This is a genomic window from Burkholderia orbicola, from assembly GCF_900100915.1.
In the GTDB taxonomy this organism is placed as follows: domain Bacteria; phylum Pseudomonadota; class Gammaproteobacteria; order Burkholderiales; family Burkholderiaceae; genus Burkholderia; species Burkholderia orbicola.
In genome coordinates, this window is record NZ_FNKW01000002.1 from 2,041,439 (window position 1) to 2,057,330 (window position 15,892).

The 15,892-nt window shown below is 69.0% G+C and carries 18 protein-coding genes; 11 read left to right on the forward strand and 7 right to left on the reverse strand.

Features of this window, described 5'->3' with window-relative positions; genetic code table 11:
- The first annotated feature begins 8 nt into the window (after positions 1-8).
- Entirely contained in the window at positions 9-992 is a 984-nt protein-coding gene (locus BLS50_RS26050; protein ID WP_074805154.1) for a LysR family transcriptional regulator, read from the forward strand.
- Positions 993-1,021: 29 nt separating this feature from the next.
- On the opposite strand, the gene BLS50_RS26055 is transcribed toward BLS50_RS26050, so the two are convergent.
- Complete coding sequence (locus tag BLS50_RS26055) at positions 1,022-1,660, reverse strand: 2-hydroxychromene-2-carboxylate isomerase (RefSeq protein ID WP_074805157.1); 639 nt, start codon at positions 1,658-1,660, stop codon at positions 1,022-1,024.
- 145 nt (positions 1,661-1,805) lie between these two features.
- Positions 1,806-2,624: an IclR family transcriptional regulator gene (locus tag BLS50_RS26060; RefSeq protein WP_074805159.1), complete on the reverse strand. Its 819-nt coding sequence runs from the start codon at positions 2,622-2,624 to the stop codon at positions 1,806-1,808.
- Positions 2,625-2,796: 172 nt separating this feature from the next.
- Between BLS50_RS26060 and BLS50_RS26065 the strand changes: the two genes are divergently transcribed.
- From BLS50_RS26065 to BLS50_RS26080, 4 genes are all read left to right on the forward strand, one after another.
- Complete coding sequence (locus tag BLS50_RS26065; RefSeq protein WP_074805163.1) at positions 2,797-3,783, forward strand: hydroxymethylglutaryl-CoA lyase; 987 nt, start codon at positions 2,797-2,799, stop codon at positions 3,781-3,783.
- Positions 3,780-5,072: a CaiB/BaiF CoA transferase family protein gene (locus BLS50_RS26070; protein ID WP_074805165.1), complete on the forward strand. Its 1,293-nt coding sequence runs from the start codon at positions 3,780-3,782 to the stop codon at positions 5,070-5,072. The genes BLS50_RS26065 and BLS50_RS26070 overlap by 4 nt, the downstream gene beginning before the upstream one ends.
- 83 nt (positions 5,073-5,155) lie before the next feature.
- On the forward strand, positions 5,156-6,463 hold the full coding sequence (locus tag BLS50_RS26075) for an MFS transporter (RefSeq protein WP_006480362.1): 1,308 nt from the start codon (positions 5,156-5,158) through the stop codon (positions 6,461-6,463).
- Between the two features lies 1 nt (position 6,464).
- Positions 6,465-7,580: an amidohydrolase family protein gene (locus tag BLS50_RS26080; protein ID WP_074805168.1), complete on the forward strand. Its 1,116-nt coding sequence runs from the start codon at positions 6,465-6,467 to the stop codon at positions 7,578-7,580.
- A 15-nt stretch (positions 7,581-7,595) separates the two neighbouring features.
- On the opposite strand, the gene BLS50_RS26085 is transcribed toward BLS50_RS26080, so the two are convergent.
- The 3 genes from BLS50_RS26085 to BLS50_RS26095 all read right to left on the reverse strand — a co-directional run bounded on the left by BLS50_RS26085 (position 7,596) and on the right by BLS50_RS26095 (position 9,014).
- A complete protein-coding gene (locus BLS50_RS26085; protein ID WP_074805171.1) occupies positions 7,596-8,072 on the reverse strand; it encodes an SRPBCC family protein in 477 nt (158 codons plus the stop codon).
- A 119-nt stretch (positions 8,073-8,191) separates the two neighbouring features.
- Positions 8,192-8,677 (reverse strand): SRPBCC family protein, encoded by a 486-nt coding sequence (locus BLS50_RS26090; RefSeq protein WP_011548961.1) that lies wholly within the window; start codon positions 8,675-8,677, stop codon positions 8,192-8,194.
- On the reverse strand, positions 8,649-9,014 hold the full coding sequence (locus BLS50_RS26095) for an ArsR/SmtB family transcription factor (RefSeq protein WP_027805792.1): 366 nt from the start codon (positions 9,012-9,014) through the stop codon (positions 8,649-8,651). Before BLS50_RS26095 ends, BLS50_RS26090 begins: the two co-directional genes overlap by 29 nt.
- 203 nt (positions 9,015-9,217) lie before the next feature.
- Here BLS50_RS26095 and BLS50_RS26100 point away from each other — a divergent pair, with 203 nt between their 5' ends.
- Positions 9,218-9,748, forward strand: coding sequence for a GNAT family N-acetyltransferase (locus BLS50_RS26100; protein WP_074805174.1), 531 nt, complete (start codon positions 9,218-9,220; stop codon positions 9,746-9,748).
- A gap of 25 nt (positions 9,749-9,773) precedes the next feature.
- Positions 9,774-10,352 carry a membrane protein gene (locus BLS50_RS26105; protein ID WP_011548964.1) on the forward strand — a complete coding sequence of 193 codons (579 nt, stop codon included), beginning with the start codon at positions 9,774-9,776 and terminating at the stop codon, positions 10,350-10,352.
- 40 nt (positions 10,353-10,392) lie between these two features.
- On the opposite strand, the gene BLS50_RS26110 is transcribed toward BLS50_RS26105, so the two are convergent.
- Entirely contained in the window at positions 10,393-10,980 is a 588-nt protein-coding gene (locus BLS50_RS26110; RefSeq protein ID WP_074805177.1) for a TetR/AcrR family transcriptional regulator, read from the reverse strand.
- A 340-nt stretch (positions 10,981-11,320) separates the two neighbouring features.
- Between BLS50_RS26110 and BLS50_RS26115 the strand changes: the two genes are divergently transcribed.
- Positions 11,321-12,025, forward strand: coding sequence for an SDR family oxidoreductase (locus BLS50_RS26115; protein WP_074805180.1), 705 nt, complete (start codon positions 11,321-11,323; stop codon positions 12,023-12,025).
- Positions 12,026-12,083: 58 nt separating this feature from the next.
- Here the strand turns inward: BLS50_RS26115 and fabV are convergent, their stop codons facing one another.
- Positions 12,084-13,286 (reverse strand): enoyl-ACP reductase FabV, encoded by a 1,203-nt coding sequence (gene fabV / locus BLS50_RS26120; RefSeq protein ID WP_074805183.1) that lies wholly within the window; start codon positions 13,284-13,286, stop codon positions 12,084-12,086.
- Positions 13,287-13,446: 160 nt separating this feature from the next.
- Here fabV and BLS50_RS26125 point away from each other — a divergent pair, with 160 nt between their 5' ends.
- The 3 genes from BLS50_RS26125 (at position 13,447) to BLS50_RS26135 (ending at position 15,858) form a co-directional block, all read left to right on the forward strand.
- Positions 13,447-13,980, forward strand: a complete 534-nt coding sequence (locus BLS50_RS26125; RefSeq protein WP_006480371.1) for a GbsR/MarR family transcriptional regulator — start codon at positions 13,447-13,449, stop codon at positions 13,978-13,980.
- A gap of 88 nt (positions 13,981-14,068) precedes the next feature.
- The gene (locus tag BLS50_RS26130) at positions 14,069-15,391 is read left to right on the forward strand and encodes an SDR family oxidoreductase (RefSeq protein WP_074805186.1); all 1,323 of its coding nucleotides are present in this window, start codon (positions 14,069-14,071) and stop codon (positions 15,389-15,391) included.
- Positions 15,388-15,858: a DUF2269 family protein gene (locus tag BLS50_RS26135; protein ID WP_011548970.1), complete on the forward strand. Its 471-nt coding sequence runs from the start codon at positions 15,388-15,390 to the stop codon at positions 15,856-15,858. Before BLS50_RS26130 ends, BLS50_RS26135 begins: the two co-directional genes overlap by 4 nt.
- Positions 15,859-15,892: the final 34 nt, after the last annotated feature.

The following is a 15,892-nucleotide window of genomic DNA, read 5'->3' on the forward strand; positions in this document are numbered from 1 at the left end:
CTCCACGAATGACCGAAAAACCCTCTTCTTCTCCCGCTGCTGGCGGGTCTCGGCGCATCCAGGCGGTGCCGGTGGACGGCGCCGGCTATCGTTTCGAGCTGATGGAAACCTTCGTGCGCATAGTCGAGGCCGGCAGCCTGTCGGCGGCCGCCGTGCAACTGCATACGACGCAGCCGACCATCAGCCGGCGGCTGCAGGCGCTGGAAAATTCGCTCGGCATGCGGCTGCTGCAACGCACGACCCATACGATGCGGCTGACCGTCGACGGCGAGCGGTGCTTCAAGCAGGCGAAGGAGTTGCTGGCGAGCTGGGCGGCGTTCGAGGCCGATTTGCGCGGCGCGCAGGAGGAGCCGGACGGGCTGCTGCGCGTCGCGGTGCCGCACGCGTTCGGCCAGCAGCGTTTCGTCGCGCCGCTCGCGCAATTCCTGCGCGACTACCCGCGTGTGTCGGTCGAGTGGCTGCTGCAGGACGAGGTGCGCGATTTCGTCGGCAGCGGCATCGATTGCGCGATCCAGGTCGGCGAGCCGACCGATCCGGGCGTGGTCGCGATCCGCCTGACGAAGGTGCCGCGCTTCGTGGTCGCCGCGCCGTCCGTGCTGAACGGCGCCGACGTGCCGGCCGATCCGGACGCGCTCGCCGCGCTGCCGTGGCTCGCGTTGCGCACGTACTACCGCACGGAGCTCGCGCTGACCCATGCGGCCAGCGGCGACACGCGGCGCATCGCGATCCGCCCGCGCATCACGACCGCGAACCTGTATGCGCTGCGCAGCGCGGCGCTGCTGGGCGTCGGCGCGTGCGTCGGGTCGTCGTGGATGCTGGCCGACGATCTCGCGCGCGGCGATCTCGTGCACCTCGCGCCGGAGTGGCAGGCCGCGCCGCTACCGGTCTACCTCACTTATCCGCATGCGCAGTTCTATCCGTCGCGGCTCGTGCGGTTCGCCGCGATGATGCGCGAGGCCGTGCCGGCGCTCGTCGAAGGGCGCGACGGCTGAAGCGGGTGGTGCCGGGCGGCGGCTCGCGGTCAGCCGCGCCGGATTCCTTCCGGCAGGGCACTGATGCGGCGTACCTCGGGCGAATCGAGCCACGCGCGCGACGTCGCGCAGTCGACGAACATGTCGGTCGCGTCCTCGCCCCAGAACAGGTCGCCGTCGAGTACGAAGGTCGGCACGCCGAATACGTTCTCGGCGATCGCGCGATCCGTGTTGGCGCGCAGTGCGTCCTTCACCGGCTGGGCCTCGACGGCCGTCACGCCTTCCGGAAAGCCGACCGCTTCGCACAACGCGGCGAAGCCTTCCGGGGTCGATACGTCCTGGCCGTCGCGCCAGATATGCCGGAAGATCCGCCGGATCGCGTCGCGCGAGCTGCCCATCGCGATCGCGAGGCGCAGCGGCTTGATCGGATTGAACGGGTGCGCGGGCGGCATCCGGAACGCAATGCCGAGCTTGTCCGCGCGGTATTGCGCATGCCGATAGGTGAACACGCGTTTGGCCGCGATCTCCGCCGGCGCTTTCTGGCCCCAGTGCGTGAGCAGCGCACCGAGCACGATCGGCCGCGGTTCGAACGCGGCGGCGGGCGGCAACCGGTCGAACTGCTCCTGTTGCAGGTAGGCGAACGGCGAAACGAAATCGAAATACCAGCTGGCGCTGCGCGCGGCGTTCATCGCGGGTGTCTCCTCGGGCGGGTCCGGTTGACGGTTGCACGTTCGGTGCGTCGCCGGCAAACGGCGCGCTGCGTGCATCGGCGGCCAGTGTCGCATGCGGCCGCTTTTCGCGCTGCCGTATCGCGTGCCGCCCGCAACCTGTTCCCTACGACCGGGCGGCGTCGTCCGCCGACGATGCGAGCCGCGCCAGACTGTCGCGCACGGCCGGCGCGTCGTAGCGCGCGCCCGCGCCGCCGAGGGCGACGGTCGCCTTCTGCGCGAGCGGCAGCAGCATCGTGAGCGCCGCCGTCATCGCCGGCACGGCGGCGAGCCGCGATTTCGGGCCCGACACCGTCAGCGCACCGACGCATTCGCCGGCCGCGCCGAACACGGGCACGGACGCCGAGGCCGTTTCCGGGTCGCGCTCGCCGTACGACGCGGCCCACAGCTGTTCGCGCACGTCGTTCCAGCGGGCGTCGTGCGTGTCGGTGAAGGCCAGCAGCACCTTGCCCGATGCGCCCTGGCCGACCGGAAACTCCTCGCCGACGCGGATCGACACGCGCACCGCCCGCGCGGGCTCGACGCGATATAGCACGGAGCGCACGTCGCCCTGGCGCACGTAGAACGACGCCGTTTCCCCGAGCTCGCGGCTCAGCGTCTCGAGGAGCGGCTCGACCACCGGGCCGACGCGGAACGAACGCTGGTACAGCGCAGCGAGCCGCAACGGCTCGTGCCCGACCGCGTACTGGCCGTCGTCGAGCTTGCGCATGAATCCGCCATGCTCGAGCGCGGCGAGCAGGCGCAGGATCGTGCTCTTGTACAGCCCGGTGCGGCGCGACAACTCGGCGAGCGACAGCCGGTCGTCGGTCTGGCCGAACGCACGGAGGATCGCGAACGCGCGGTCGAGCACCGCGACGCCGCTGGACGTTTCTTCCGTCGCCGGATCGGCTGCGTCGCCGGCGTGATCTGCTGGATTCCTGGGCACGGCCTGCTTCCTTCGAATGATGGTCGGCGGACTATATCGTTCTATCTGACAGAACGCAAGTTCCAGAAAAACGCGATTTCACGGGTATACCCCGCTTATCGCCTATTCGATGCACGCTTAAAGTTCTGTCAAACAGAACTATGTTCTTTCAGATAGAACGATGAGGTGTCGAATGAAGGTTTCAGAAAACACGAAGGTGCTGGTCAGCGAGGTCGGTCCGCGCGACGGGCTGCAGAGCATCAAGACCGTGATGCCGACAGCCGCCAAGCTGGGCTGGATCACCGCGCTGGCCGCGGCCGGCCTGCGCGAGATCGAGGTCGGGTCGTTCGTGCCGCCCGCGCTGTTGCCGCAGATGGCCGACGTGCGCGAAGTCGTCGCGCACGCGCTTGCGATTCCCGGGCTGCACGTCGCCGCGCTCGCGCCGAACCTGCGCGGCGCCGAGGGCGCGTTCGACGCGGGCGTGCACAAGCTGACGCTGCCGGTCTCGGTAACGGAAGCGCATTCGCTGGCGAACATCCGCAAGACGCCGGCGCAGATGATCGACGAGGTGCGCGCGATCGTCGCATTGCGCGATGCGCGGTTTCCGTCGGTGCAGATCGAGGCGGGCGTGTCGGTTGCGTTCGGTTGCACGATCGCGGGTGCGGTCTCCGACGACGAGACGATCGCGATGGCGGTGGCGATGGCCGAATGCGGGGTCGACGAAATCGGCCTGTCCGATACCAGCGGTTATGCGAACCCCGCGCAGGTGCGCCGGCTATTCACGCGGCTGCGGCGCGAAGTCGGCGACAAGGCCGGCGGCGCGCATTTCCACAACACGCGCGGGCAGGGGCTCGCGAACGTCGTCGCGGCGCTCGACGTCGGCGTGACGACGATCGACGCGAGCCAGGGCGGCCTCGGCGGCTGCCCGTATGCGCCGGGCGCGACCGGCAACATCGTCACCGAGGATCTCGTGTTCCTGCTCGAGGCGATGGGATACGACACGGGCATCGACGTCGACGCACTGCTCGCCGCGCGCGCGATCCTGCATGCGGCGCTGCCGTCCGAGGCGCTGTACGGCCACGTGCCGGACGCAGGGTTGCCGAAGGGCTTCCGCTATGCGGATGGCCGCGCGCCGTCGGCCGCGCAACCGGAAGGATGCATGACGGGAGTCGCACGATGAACGATCGACAACAGGCTGCCGCGCTGCCGTACGCGGGGGTGCGCGTGATCGAGATGACGCACATGGTGATGGGCCCGACGTGCGGGATGCTGCTCGCGGATCTCGGCGCGGAAGTGATCAAGATCGAGCCGATCGCGGGCGACAGCACGCGGGCGCTGCGCGGTTCCGGCGCGGGCTTCTTCGGGATGTTCAACCGCAACAAGAAGAGCGTCGCGGTCGACGTGAAGGACCCGCGCGGGCTCGAGATCGTGCGGCGGCTCGTCGCGACGGCGGACGTCTTCAGCGAGAACTTCAAGAGCGGCACGATGGACCGGCTCGGGCTCGGTTACCCGCAACTGGACGCGCTGAATCCGCGTCTCGTGTACGTGTCGCACAAGGGCTTCCTGCCGGGGCCGTACGAGCATCGCACCGCGCTCGACGAGGTCGTGCAGATGATGGGGGGGCTGGCCTACATGACGGGCCCCGAAGGGCGGCCGCTGCGTGCGGGCGCGAGCGTCAACGACATCATGGGCGGCATGTTCGGCGCGATCGGCGCGATGGCCGCGCTCGCGCAGCGCGAGCGCACCGGCCGCGGCCAGCAGGTGCAGAGTTCGCTGTTCGAGAACAACGTGTTCCTCGTCGCGCAGCACATGATGCAGTTCGCGGTGACGGGGCAGGCGGCGTCGCCGATGCCGAGCCGGATTTCCGCGTGGGCCGTCTACGACGTGTTCTCCGTCAAGGATGACGAACAGATTTTTCTCGCGGTCGTGTCGGACACGCAGTGGGTGTTGTTCTGCGACGCGTTCGGCCTGGCCGCGCTGAAGGACGATCCGCGGCTCGCGACCAACAACCTGCGCGTGCAGGCGCGCGAATGGCTGCTGCCCGAGCTGCGTGCGCGGCTTGCGCCGTACTCGGCCGCGGAGATCGGCGCGATCTTCGAATCGACCGGCCTGCCGTATGCGCCGATCACGAAGCCGCAGGACCTGTTCGACGATCCGCATCTGCTCGCCACGGGCGGCCTCGAAGCCGTAACGCTGCCGGCCGACGCGAGCAGCGCCGGGCGGCCGGTCGACACGCGCACCGCGCTGCTGCCGCTGACGCTCGCGGGCGAACGCCTGCGGCTGCGCTCGGCGCCGCCCGCGCTCGGCCAGGACACGTGCGCGCTGCTCGGCGAACTCGGCTACACGCCGGACGACGCGCGTGCGCTGATCGAGGCCGGCGTCGTCGCGGGGCGGTACGGCGCGGACGCCGCCGCGCACGGCGACGCGCCGGGCGGCGCGCCGTCGGCGAACGAAGTGGCGAGCGCGTAGCGCGGCCGCGATTCATCGAACGAACAAAGGCGTCCGGGCCGCGCACCGCGCGGCAGAGGAGCGCCGCATCCACGGAGACAACCATGACATCCGCTTCCCCGGCGCTGCCCGCCGATCGCGAGACCGACACGTCGATCGAGCAACGGGCCGTGCGTAAGGCCGCGTGGCGCTTCATCCCGCTGCTCGCGCTCGCGTATTTCTTCAACTACCTGGATCGCACCAGCGTCGGCTTCGCGGCGCTCACGATGAACCGCGATCTCGGGCTGACCGCGACGCAGTTCGGCTGGGGCGCGGGGATCATGTTCGCCGGCTACTGCGTGTTCGAAGTACCGAGCAATCTCGCGCTGTACCGCTTCGGCGCGCGCCGCTGGCTCGCCCGGATCATGATCACGTGGGGGCTGATGGCGGCCGCGACCGCGCTCGCGACCGGGCCGACCAGCTTCTACGCGATCCGGCTGCTGCTCGGCATCGGCGAGGCCGGGTTCTTTCCCGGGGTGATCTTCTTCCTCGCGGTGTGGTTTCCGGCGAGCTACCGCACGCGCGTGCTCGCGTGGTTCACCGTGTCGACGCCGCTGTCGTCGCTGGTCGGCGGCCCGCTGTCGACGTGGCTGCTGCAGCTCGACGGCACGTTCGGGCTCGCCGGCTGGAAATGGATGTTCATCGTCGAAGGGCTGCCCGCGTGCGCGCTCGGCTTCCTCGTGCTGAAGCTGCTGTCGGATTCGCCGGCGAATGCCGCGTGGCTGTCGGACGACGAGCGGGCCGCGCTGCAGCGCGCGTTCGAGCGCGACGGCGCGGCCGCCGGCCGCAAGAAGCGCTTCGGCGTCGCGCTGCGCGACGTACGCGTGTACGTGCTTGCGCTGATCTCGTTCGGCTTCACGATGGGTTCGTACGGCATCGGCATCTGGTTGCCGCAAATGCTGAAGGCGCACGGGATGTCGACGATGCAGACCGGCTGGCTCTCCGCGGTGCCTTACTTCTTCGCCACGATCGCGCTGCTGTGGTGGGCGAAACGGGTGGACCGTCGCGGCGGCCCGGTCGCGAACCTGGCGATCGGCTTGTGCATCGGCGCGGTGGCGCTCGGCGTGTCGACCCATTTCCTGACGCTCGGGCCCGCGCTCGTCGGCATCACGCTCGCGCTGATCGGCACGATTGCCGGCCGCACGATCTTCTATACGCTGCCGTCGCGCTTCCTGTCCGGCCAGGCCGCGGCCGGCGGGCTGGCGCTGATCAATTCGATCGGCGCGCTCGGCGGCTTCGCGGGCCCCTATCTCGTCGGCTACCTGAAGGACAGCTTCGGCACCTTCACGGCCGGGATGCTCGGGCTCGCGATCGTGCTGGCGGTCACCACGCTGCTCACGCTGTCGCTGTACGCGTTCGACCGGAGTGAATGACATGACCTTTTCGATCAAACGGCGCCGGTTGATCGGTGCGGCCACCGCCTCGCTCGCGCTGCCCGCGTTCGCCGATATGCCGGCCCACGATGGAGCCTCCCGCATGACGCAAAGCAACTACCTCGCGGTCCGCCCCGACTGGCTCGCGTCGGCGCTCGAACCTGCGCTCGAGCCCGACCTGCCGATCGTCGACGCGCATCATCACTTCTACGAACGGCCGGGCTGGATCTACATGCTCGACGACTATCTGCGCGACGCGCGCTCGGGCCACAACATCCAGGCGTCCGTCTACATGCAGGCGCAGACGCGTTATCGCGATTCGGGCCCGGCCGAACTGAAGCCGGTGGGCGAGACGGCTTACGTCGCCGGCGTGACCGAGCCGCTGCAGCACGGCCCCGTGGCTGTCGCGAAAGGCATCGTCGGCCACGCGGACCTGCGGCTCGGCGAACGCGTGCGCGACGTGCTGGAAGCGCATCTCGAAGCGGGGCGCGGGAGGTTTCGCGGCGTGCGGCACCTGAGTACGTGGGATGCCGATCCGACGCTCGCCAATCCGCTGTCGGCGGTGCCGCGCGGGCTGCTGCTCGATCCCGCGTACCGGGCCGGCGTCGCGCAACTTGCGCCGCTCGGGCTGTCGTACGACGCGTGGCTGTTCTTCCCGCAGTTGCCCGAATTGTTCGATCTCGCGAAAGCGAACCCGGAGACGCGGATCATCGTCAACCATTGCGGCGGCGTCGTGCGGATCGGCAGCTATGCGGACAAGCGGCCGGAGGTGTTCGAGCGCTGGTCGGCGTCGATGCGCATGCTCGCGCAATTGCCGAACGTGTACGTGAAGGTCGGCGGCCTCGGGATGCGCATCAACGGGTTCGATTTCGAGAAAGGCGCGAAGCCGCCGTCGTCGGCCCAACTCGCCGACGCGTGGAAGCCGTGGATGATGACCTGCATCGACGCGTTCGGCCCGGGGCGCTGCATGTTCGAGAGCAATTTCCCGGTCGACAAGGGCTCGTATTCGTTCGTGAACGGCTGGAACGCGTTCAAGCGACTGACGGTGCAAGCCAGCGCGGACGAGCGCGACGCGCTGTTCCGCGGCACGGTCACGCACGCGTACCGGCTCGGCTGACGCGCGTGCGCGGCGTCACCCGGCTTCCACCAGCGCCGCGAGCCGCGCCAGCGCCATCTGCCAGCCGGTCTCGTTGTCGGCGGCCGGCACGCCGGGCGGCACGCCGTCGTGCACGGCGTCTACGCGCGTGCCGCCCGCTTCGTCGGACAGCGTGATCGTGATGGTCATCGCGCCGCGCAGCATCGGGTCGTCGGTTTCGAATACATCGATCTCGACGATCTGCTGGTCGGGCACGAGCGTGACGAAGCGGCCGTGATAGGTGTCGGTGTGCGCGGTGGTCTTGCCGGTGCCGGCCGACGGCGCGTCGTAGCTCAGCGACACGCGCAACGCGCCGCCTTCGCGCGTGTCGTACGCGTGCACGCGGCAGGTCATGCCGTCGGGCACCTTCCATTGCTCGACCGCGTGCGGGTCGAGCAGCGCGCGATAGACGCGCCCGCGCGGTGCGTTCAGGTGTCGGCTGACCCGGGTCGAATGCGTGTGCGTGTGCAACATGTCGCCTCCCGCGAAGCGTGCGAGACGGTGCACGCCGGCGCCCGGCGTGTCGTCATGCTTCCTTCAGGAATCCTAGGCGCGGGCGCGGCGGCATGCAATGACCGCACGCGAGGCGGCGGTCAGCGCAGCGCGGCGGCGAAGTCGTCGAGCTGCGTGATGCAGGTGTTCCAGCCCTCGAAAAAGCCGAGCGCTTCGTGGCGCTCGCGCGTCGCGGCGTCGGGATGCATCACGCGCGCTTCGTAGCGGCTGCCTGCGTCGTCGTCGGCCATCGTGATGATCGCCGTGAAGCCCAGCCACGGCGTCTGCGGCCGCCAGCCGCCCGCGAGCATCGACGTGAACGCGAGGCGCGATTCCGGCACGATCTCGAGGAAGCAGCCGGGATTGTCGCTCGTGCCGCCGTCGGGGCCGCGCATGAACGTATGGAAAGCGCCGCCCGGCCGCAGGTCGAACGCGCGCACCTCGGTGGTCCATGGTTTCGGGCACCACCATTCCTTCAGCAGCGCGGGGTCGGTCCAGGCGCGCCAGAGCGCCTGGCGCGGCGCGCGCAACGTGCGCGTGATGACGAGATCGTGGGCTTCAGCGGGTTCGACGTGGCTGGCTGACATCTTGCTCCTCCTGGTGACGGCGTTCGACGAATTCGACGAGACGATCGGATCGCGCTTCCCACTGCGCGCGCTGCGCGGCGAGCCATGCCTCGGCCTCGGTCAGCCGGCTGCCGACCAGCGCGCAGGTGCGCGAGCGGCCGGTTTTCCGGGTCGCGACGAGGCCGCTGCGCTCGAGCACCGCGACGTGCTTCATGAACGACGGCAGCGCCATGTCGAACGGCGCGGCCAGCGCGGAGACGGTCCGCTCGCCCTGGCCGAGCGCACTGACGATCGCGCAGCGCGTCGGATCGGCGAGCGCATGGAACACGTCGCTGAGGCCGGGTTGAAGGTTATCCATTCGGCTAAGTGTAGGCGATGCTGCAGGCATGCAGCGAACATTTTCGTCACGTACGATAGTGGGGCGGCAACACGCGCCGACCGGGCGCCGCGTTGCCGGACGCCCGCCGCCGTCGAGCTCGGCTCGACGCCTGGCCGGTGTCGTTTCCGATTCCGGCCCATGCCGAACCCGTGCGTGCGGCCCACCTGACAACCGGAGAAGGCATGACCGAACCTGTTACCGTGCGCCGCGTCGGCGCGAGCGAAGCGATGGCCTGCATCGATGCGCTGGCCGACGTGCTGATCGATTGCGTCGAAGGCGGCGCATCCGTCAGCTTCATGTTGCCGATCGCGCGGCCGACCGCCGTCGCGTTCTGGACGCGCGTGGCCGAGGGCGTCGCGAACGACGAGCGCATCCTGCTCGTCGCCGAGGATGCGTCCGGCCGGATCGTCGGCACCGTGCAGGTCGTAACCGCGCAGCCGGAGAACCAGCCGCATCGCGCGGATATCGCGAAGATGCTCGTGTCGCGGTACGCGCGCCGGCAGGGCATCGCCGCGCGGCTGATGGCGGCTGCCGAAGCGGCCGCGCGCGACGCCGGCAAGACCGTGCTCGTGCTCGACACGGTGACGGGCGGCGACGCCGAACGGCTGTACGAGCGGGCCGGCTGGCAGCGCGTCGGCGTCGTGCCGAACTATGCGCTGATGCCCGACGGCGCGCTGTGCGCGACGACGTTTTTCCACAAGCAGCTCGCGTAATGGCATCCGTCGAACCGCCGCCTCGATGAAACGCGCCCACGTCGCTTTCGCTCTCACGGGCCTGCTCGTCGCGCTGCCGATTGCCGCGTATGCGCTCGTCAAGCCGTTGCGCGTCGTCGCGCCCGCGCTGATTCCCGGCGTGTCGTGCCCGAGCGCCGACATCTGCACGGACGATGTCGCGAAGCTCGGCGCGGCGCAGCAGCTCTATCGCGACGGCTCCGCGCGCGCGGCGGCGGCCGTCGGCCCGTTCCGGGCCGCGCCGCGCGTCGTGTTCTGCTCGACGCGCACGTGCGCCGATGCGTTCGGCCTCGGCGCGCGCGCCGGGCTGACGCTCGGCGATTTCGGCGTGGTGATCGCGCCGCGCGGCTGGCAGACCTACTTTCTCGCGCACGAGCTGATCCATCACCGGCAGGCGGAAGTGCTCGGCAACCTCGCCGTCGTGACGAAGCCGCGCTGGCTGATCGAAGGGATGGCGTATGCGCTCAGCGACGACCCGCGCCATCCGCTCGCGCAGCCGTTCGAATCGTGGCGCACGCAGTTTGCCGCGTGGAATGCGGCGCGCGGTGCACAGCCGCTGTGGGATGCCGCGCGAGCAGTCCGGTAGCGCGCGATGGCGACGCGATCGCGCGAATGGCGATGAGCCGCTATGCCGGCACGGCGGCTGGATCGTCCGGCTGCCCGACGAGCGCGCGGCGCGCCGCATCGAGAATCTCGTCGGCCAACGCGGGATCGGTGCCGGCGACAGCGCGTGACAGCACGAGCGCGCCGACCATCTGGCTGAGAACGGCGATCGCGTCGTCGCGCGCGTCGGGCGCGGCCGAGCCTTCCGTGGCCACCATGCGTTCCAGTCGCTCGAGATACGCGGCGACGCCGCGCGTGTAGCAGGCGCGCGCCGCGTCGGTCAGCCGCGGCGCATCGCCCGCGAAGCCCGACAGCGGGCAGCCGCCCTCGACGTTGTCGCGATGCGCGCCCGACAGGTACGCCGTCACCTGTTTCGCGACGCTGCCGGCGTTCGGCGAATCCGCGCGATCCTGCATCGCCTTGTCCATCACTTCGGCGACCAGCGCGTCCTTCGACTTGAAATGATTGTAGAAGCCGCCCTGCGTGAAGCCGGCCTCCTTCATCAATTCCGTCAGCCCGACGGCGTCGACGCCGCGCAGCCGGAACAGTCGCTCGGCGGCCGCGACGATCGCGTGGCGGTTTTCCGCCGCCTGTTGTCTCGAGACGCCCATCGATCCCTCCCTCATTCCTGCAATTGCGTCGATTGAAAAACACAATGGCAATCACCATTGACGTGCCGAAGTCGCGCTGGCACCATGCATCGCAAAGACGATGGTGATCGACATTAAGATTCGAGTGTAGCCGACTTCGCGGACGAAGCGAAGCAACCGGCGCAGCATGGATCGAAGTCGGTCGGGGTCTGGGGTGCGGCGACGCGCGGGCGGCGGGACGGCCCGGCTGTCGGCACCGGCGGGGCAACGGTTCGGTACGCGATGGCAGCGTGTTTTTCACTGGGTCTCGAGCGTGCGGCGAACCGGCACGCGCGGGATTCAATCTCCGAAAGGAAGGGTCATGAAGATCGAAGGTGCAGTCATTTTCATCACGGGCGCGAACCGCGGGCTTGGCCTCGAGTTCGCGAAGCAGGCGCTCGAACGGGGCGCGCGAAAGGTCTATGCGGGCGCGCGCGATCCGGCCAGCGTGACGCTGCCGGGCGTCGTGCCCGTGAAGCTCGACGTGACCGATCCGGCGGCAGTCGCCGCGGCGGCCGATGCGGCGCGCGACGTCACGCTGCTGATCAACAATGCCGGCATCGCGCGGCTCGGCAGCCTGACCGACGACGGCGCGGTCGACGCATTGCGCGCGCACCTGGAGACCAACGTGTTCGGGATGCTGGCGATGTCGCGCGCGTTCACGGGCACCCTCGCGGCCCACGGCGGCGGCGCGATCCTGAACATCCTGTCGGTCGCGAGCTGGGTGAACCGACCGATCCTGTCGGGCTACGGCGTGTCGAAATCGGCCGCATGGGCGCTGACCAACGGGCTGCGCCATTCGTTGCGCGAGCAGCGCACGCAGGTCGTCGGGCTGCATGCCGGCTTCATCGATACCGACCTGACGGCCGGCCTCGACGTGCCGAAGGCCACGCCGGCCGACGTCGTGCGCCAGGCGTACGACGCCATCGAAGCAGGGGCGGAGGAAGTGTCGACCGACGAGTTCACGCGGCAGGTGAAGGCCACGCTGTCGTCGGGCGTCTATCTGGAAGAGCCGGCGCCGCGTTGACGCCGCCGGTCGTGCGAATCCGCCGCCGGCGCCGTGAGCGCGGCGGCGGATCGACGCGTCAGACCGTCGTGTCGATGATGCCCGGGATCTTCACGTCCGGGTTCACGTCCGCGTCGTAGTCGACGCCGGCGATCTCGAAGCCGAACAGGCGCAGGAACTCGGTCTTGTAGCCCGCGAAGTCGGTCATCTCGTACAGGTTCTCGTTCGTCACCTTGTCCCACATCGCGACGACCTTGTCCTGCACCTGCGGATCGAGTTCCTTGTAGTCCGCGCGCAGGCGGCCTTCTTCGTCGACGTGCGGCGTCGCGCCGTACAGGCTGTCCTTCAGGAGCCCGTACACCTGCTCGATGCAGCCTTCGTGCGTGCCGGTTTCCTTCATCACCTTGAACAGCAGCGACAGGTACAGCGGCATCATCGGGATCGCCGAGCTGGCTTGCGTGACGACGGCCTTCAGCACCGACACGCGCGCATCGCCGCCGTGCGCGGCCAGCTTGTCGCGGATCGACAGCACCTTCTTGTCGAGATCCTTCTTCGCTTCGCCGATCGAGCCGTTCCAGTAGATGTCGTGCGTGATCTGCTCGCCGAGGTACGTGAACGCGGTGGTCTTCGCGCCGTCGGCCAGCACGCCGGCTTCATCGAGCGCGTCGATCCACATCTGCCAGTCCTCGCCGCCCATCACCGCGACGGTGCCGTCGATCTCTTCCTGCGTCGCCGGTTCGAGCGACACTTCGCGGATCACTTCCTTGTCGGTGTCGAGGCCGCGGAACGTGACGGCCTTGCCGACCGGCTTGAGCGTCGAGCTGATGGTTTCGCCGGTCTTCGGATGCGTACGGCGCGGTGCGGCGAGGCTGTAGACGACCAGATCGACCTTGCCGAGATCCTGCTTGATGGTGTCGATCGTGACCTGCTTGACCTTGTCGGAGAAGGCGTCGCCGTTGATGCTGCGTGCATACAGCTCCTTTTCCGCGGCGAATTTCTCGAACGCGGCGCTGTTGTACCAGCCGGCCGTGCCCGGCTTCGTCTCGCTGCCGGCGCGCTCGAAGAACACGCCGAGCGTGTCCGCGCCCGAGCCGAATGCGGCCGAGATCCGGGCGGCGAGGCCGTAGCCGGTCGACGCGCCGATCACGAGCACCTTTTTCGGGCCATTGGCGATCGGGCCGTGCGAAGTCACGTAGTCGATCTGTTCCTTGACGTTGGCTTCGCAGCCGACCGGATGAGTCGTCACGCAGATGAAGCCACGCACGCGCGGTTTGATGATCATGGAAACCTCTTGTCTGAAAGGCGGGGACGGCCTGAAATCGGAAAAATCCCGCGCATTGTAAAGGAAGCGGCCGATCGCGGGCGGACGCGCCCGGAAGGTGTCGGATCGCCCGGTTATTTCTCTCTTGACAGAAATAACTGAAAAAACTAAATTCCCCACCATGGAACTCACACCGATTGCCGAACGATTCATTCTCCACTGGGGCGAAATGGGCTCGCGGTGGGGCGTCAACCGCACCGTCTCGCAGATTCACGCGTTGCTCTACCTGGCAGGACGGCCGGTTGCGGCCGACGAGATCGCCGAGACGCTCAACGTCGCGCGCTCCAACGTCAGCACGAGCCTGAAGGAACTGCAGGCGTGGCGGCTCGCGAAGGTCGTGCACGTGCTGGGCGACCGCCGCGACCACTTCGAGACGTCGACCGACATCTGGGAACTGTTCAAGCTGATCGTCGAAGGGCGGCGGCAGCGCGAGATCGAGCCGACGCTCACGGTGCTGCGCGATTGCCTGACGAATCCGGAGATCGCGAACGAGAGCCGCGAGACCGAGCAGCGCATCCGCGACACGCTGCAGTTCGTCGAGACGCTGACGACCTGGTCGGACGAAATGCTGCGGCTCAAGCCCGATACGCTGATGAAGGCCCTCGGCATCGGCGCGAAAATCAGCCAGACGGTCAGGCGCAAGCCGTCGAAGTAAGCGGTAACGTGCTAGCGGGCAGAGAGCCCGCTTTTTTCGGGATTGTTATTTCTGTCTGTACAGAAATAACTGTAAATAGAGAGTGAAAATGAACGCAGCCTTGCCGTCGATCTGCCCGCCCGAGCGCACCGGCGCACGCGGCGTGACCGTGCTCGTCTGCGGCGCGAACGGCTTCATCGGGCGGGCGCTGTGCGCGCAGCTCGAAGCCGGCGGGCATCGCGTGCTGCGCGGCGTGCGTCACGCAGCCGGCCCGCACGACGTCGCGATCGACTTCGCGCACGACGTCGATCCGCACGCGTGGCTCGCGCGGCTGAAGGGCGTCGACGTGGTGATCAACGCGGTCGGCATGCTGGCCGATCGACGCGGCGCGACGCTCGACGCCGTGCATCGCGCCGCGCCGTGCGCGCTCTTTACCGCGTGCTGCCGTGCCGGCGTGCGGCGCGTGATCCAGATCTCGGCGCTCGGCGTCGAGCGCGGCGACACGCGGTACTTCGCGAGCAAGCAGGCGGCCGACCGTTTCCTGCAGACGCTGCCGATCGACTTCCGCATCGTGCGCCCCGCGCTCGTCTACGGGGCGGCCGGCGCGTCCGCGCGGTTTTTCCGGATGCTCGCGAGCCTGCCCGTGCACGTGCTGCCGGCCGGCGGCCATCAGCGGCTGCGCCCGGTGCATGTCGACGATCTCGCCGAAGTCGTCGCGCGGCTCGTGATGCAGCCGAGCGATTCGCCGTCGGCGCGGGCTCGCCGCGTGATCGACGTGGTCGGACGCGACGAAGTCGAATACCGCGAGATGCTGGCCGCCTACCGCGCCGCGCTCGGATTTCCGCCGGCGGCCCGCGTGTCGCTGCCGGGCCCGCTGGTCGGCACGGTGGCCGCGCTGCTCGGCACGCTGCCGGCGGCGATGCTGACACGCGACACGTGGACGATGCTGCGCGGCGGCAACACCGGCGATCCGGCGGCCACCGCGGCCGTGCTCGGCCGGCCGCCGCGCGGCATCGACAGCTTCATCGGCGCGGAAACCGCCGCGCTGCGCCGCGACGCACTCGCGATGTGGCGGCGCCCGTTGCTGTTGGGCGCGCTCGCGATCGTGTGGATCTGGACGGCCATCGCCAGCGCATTCATCCATCCGCTGCCCGCGAGCCTCGCGCTGCTTGCGCCCGCGCACCTGACGGGCGTGCCCGCGCTGATCGCGCTCTACGCGGCCAGCGCGGTGGATTTCGCGTTCGGGATCGCGACCGTCGTCGCGCCGTCGCGGCGCCTGTGGGCCGCGCAGGCGGCGCTGATCGTCGCGTACTCGGCGGTCATCGCGGTCACGATGCCGGGCCTGCTGGCCGAACCGTTCGGCCCCGTGCTCAAGAACGTGCCGATTCTCGCCATCCTGTTGATCCTCTATTCAGAAGAAGAACAAGCATGAACACCTATCTCGTCATCAAGGCCCTTCACATCCTGTCCTCGGTGCTGCTGGTCGGCACGGGGTTCGGCACCGCGTTCTACCTGTTCTTTGCGAACCGCACGCGGTCGGTGCCCGCGATCGCGGCCGTGTCGCGGCTCGTGGTGCGCGCGGACTGGTGGTTCACGACGCCGGCCGTGATCTTCCAGCCGGCGTCCGGGCTGTGGCTCGCGCACACGGCCGGCTGGCCGTGGCATACGCCGTGGCTGCTCGCGTCGATCGTGCTGTACGCGGTCGCCGGTGCGTGCTGGCTGCCGGTCGTCTGGCTGCAACTCGAACTCGCATCGATGGCGAAGCTCGCGCACGCGAACGGCGATGCCGCATTGCCGGCGCGCTACTGGCGCTACGCGAAGCGCTGGGAACTGCTCGGTTATCCGGCGTTCTTCGCGATGCTGACCGTCTATTTCCTGATGGTGGTCAAGCCGATGTAAGCCGGTCGTCGTCGCACGGGAGCGGCGGCGTAAG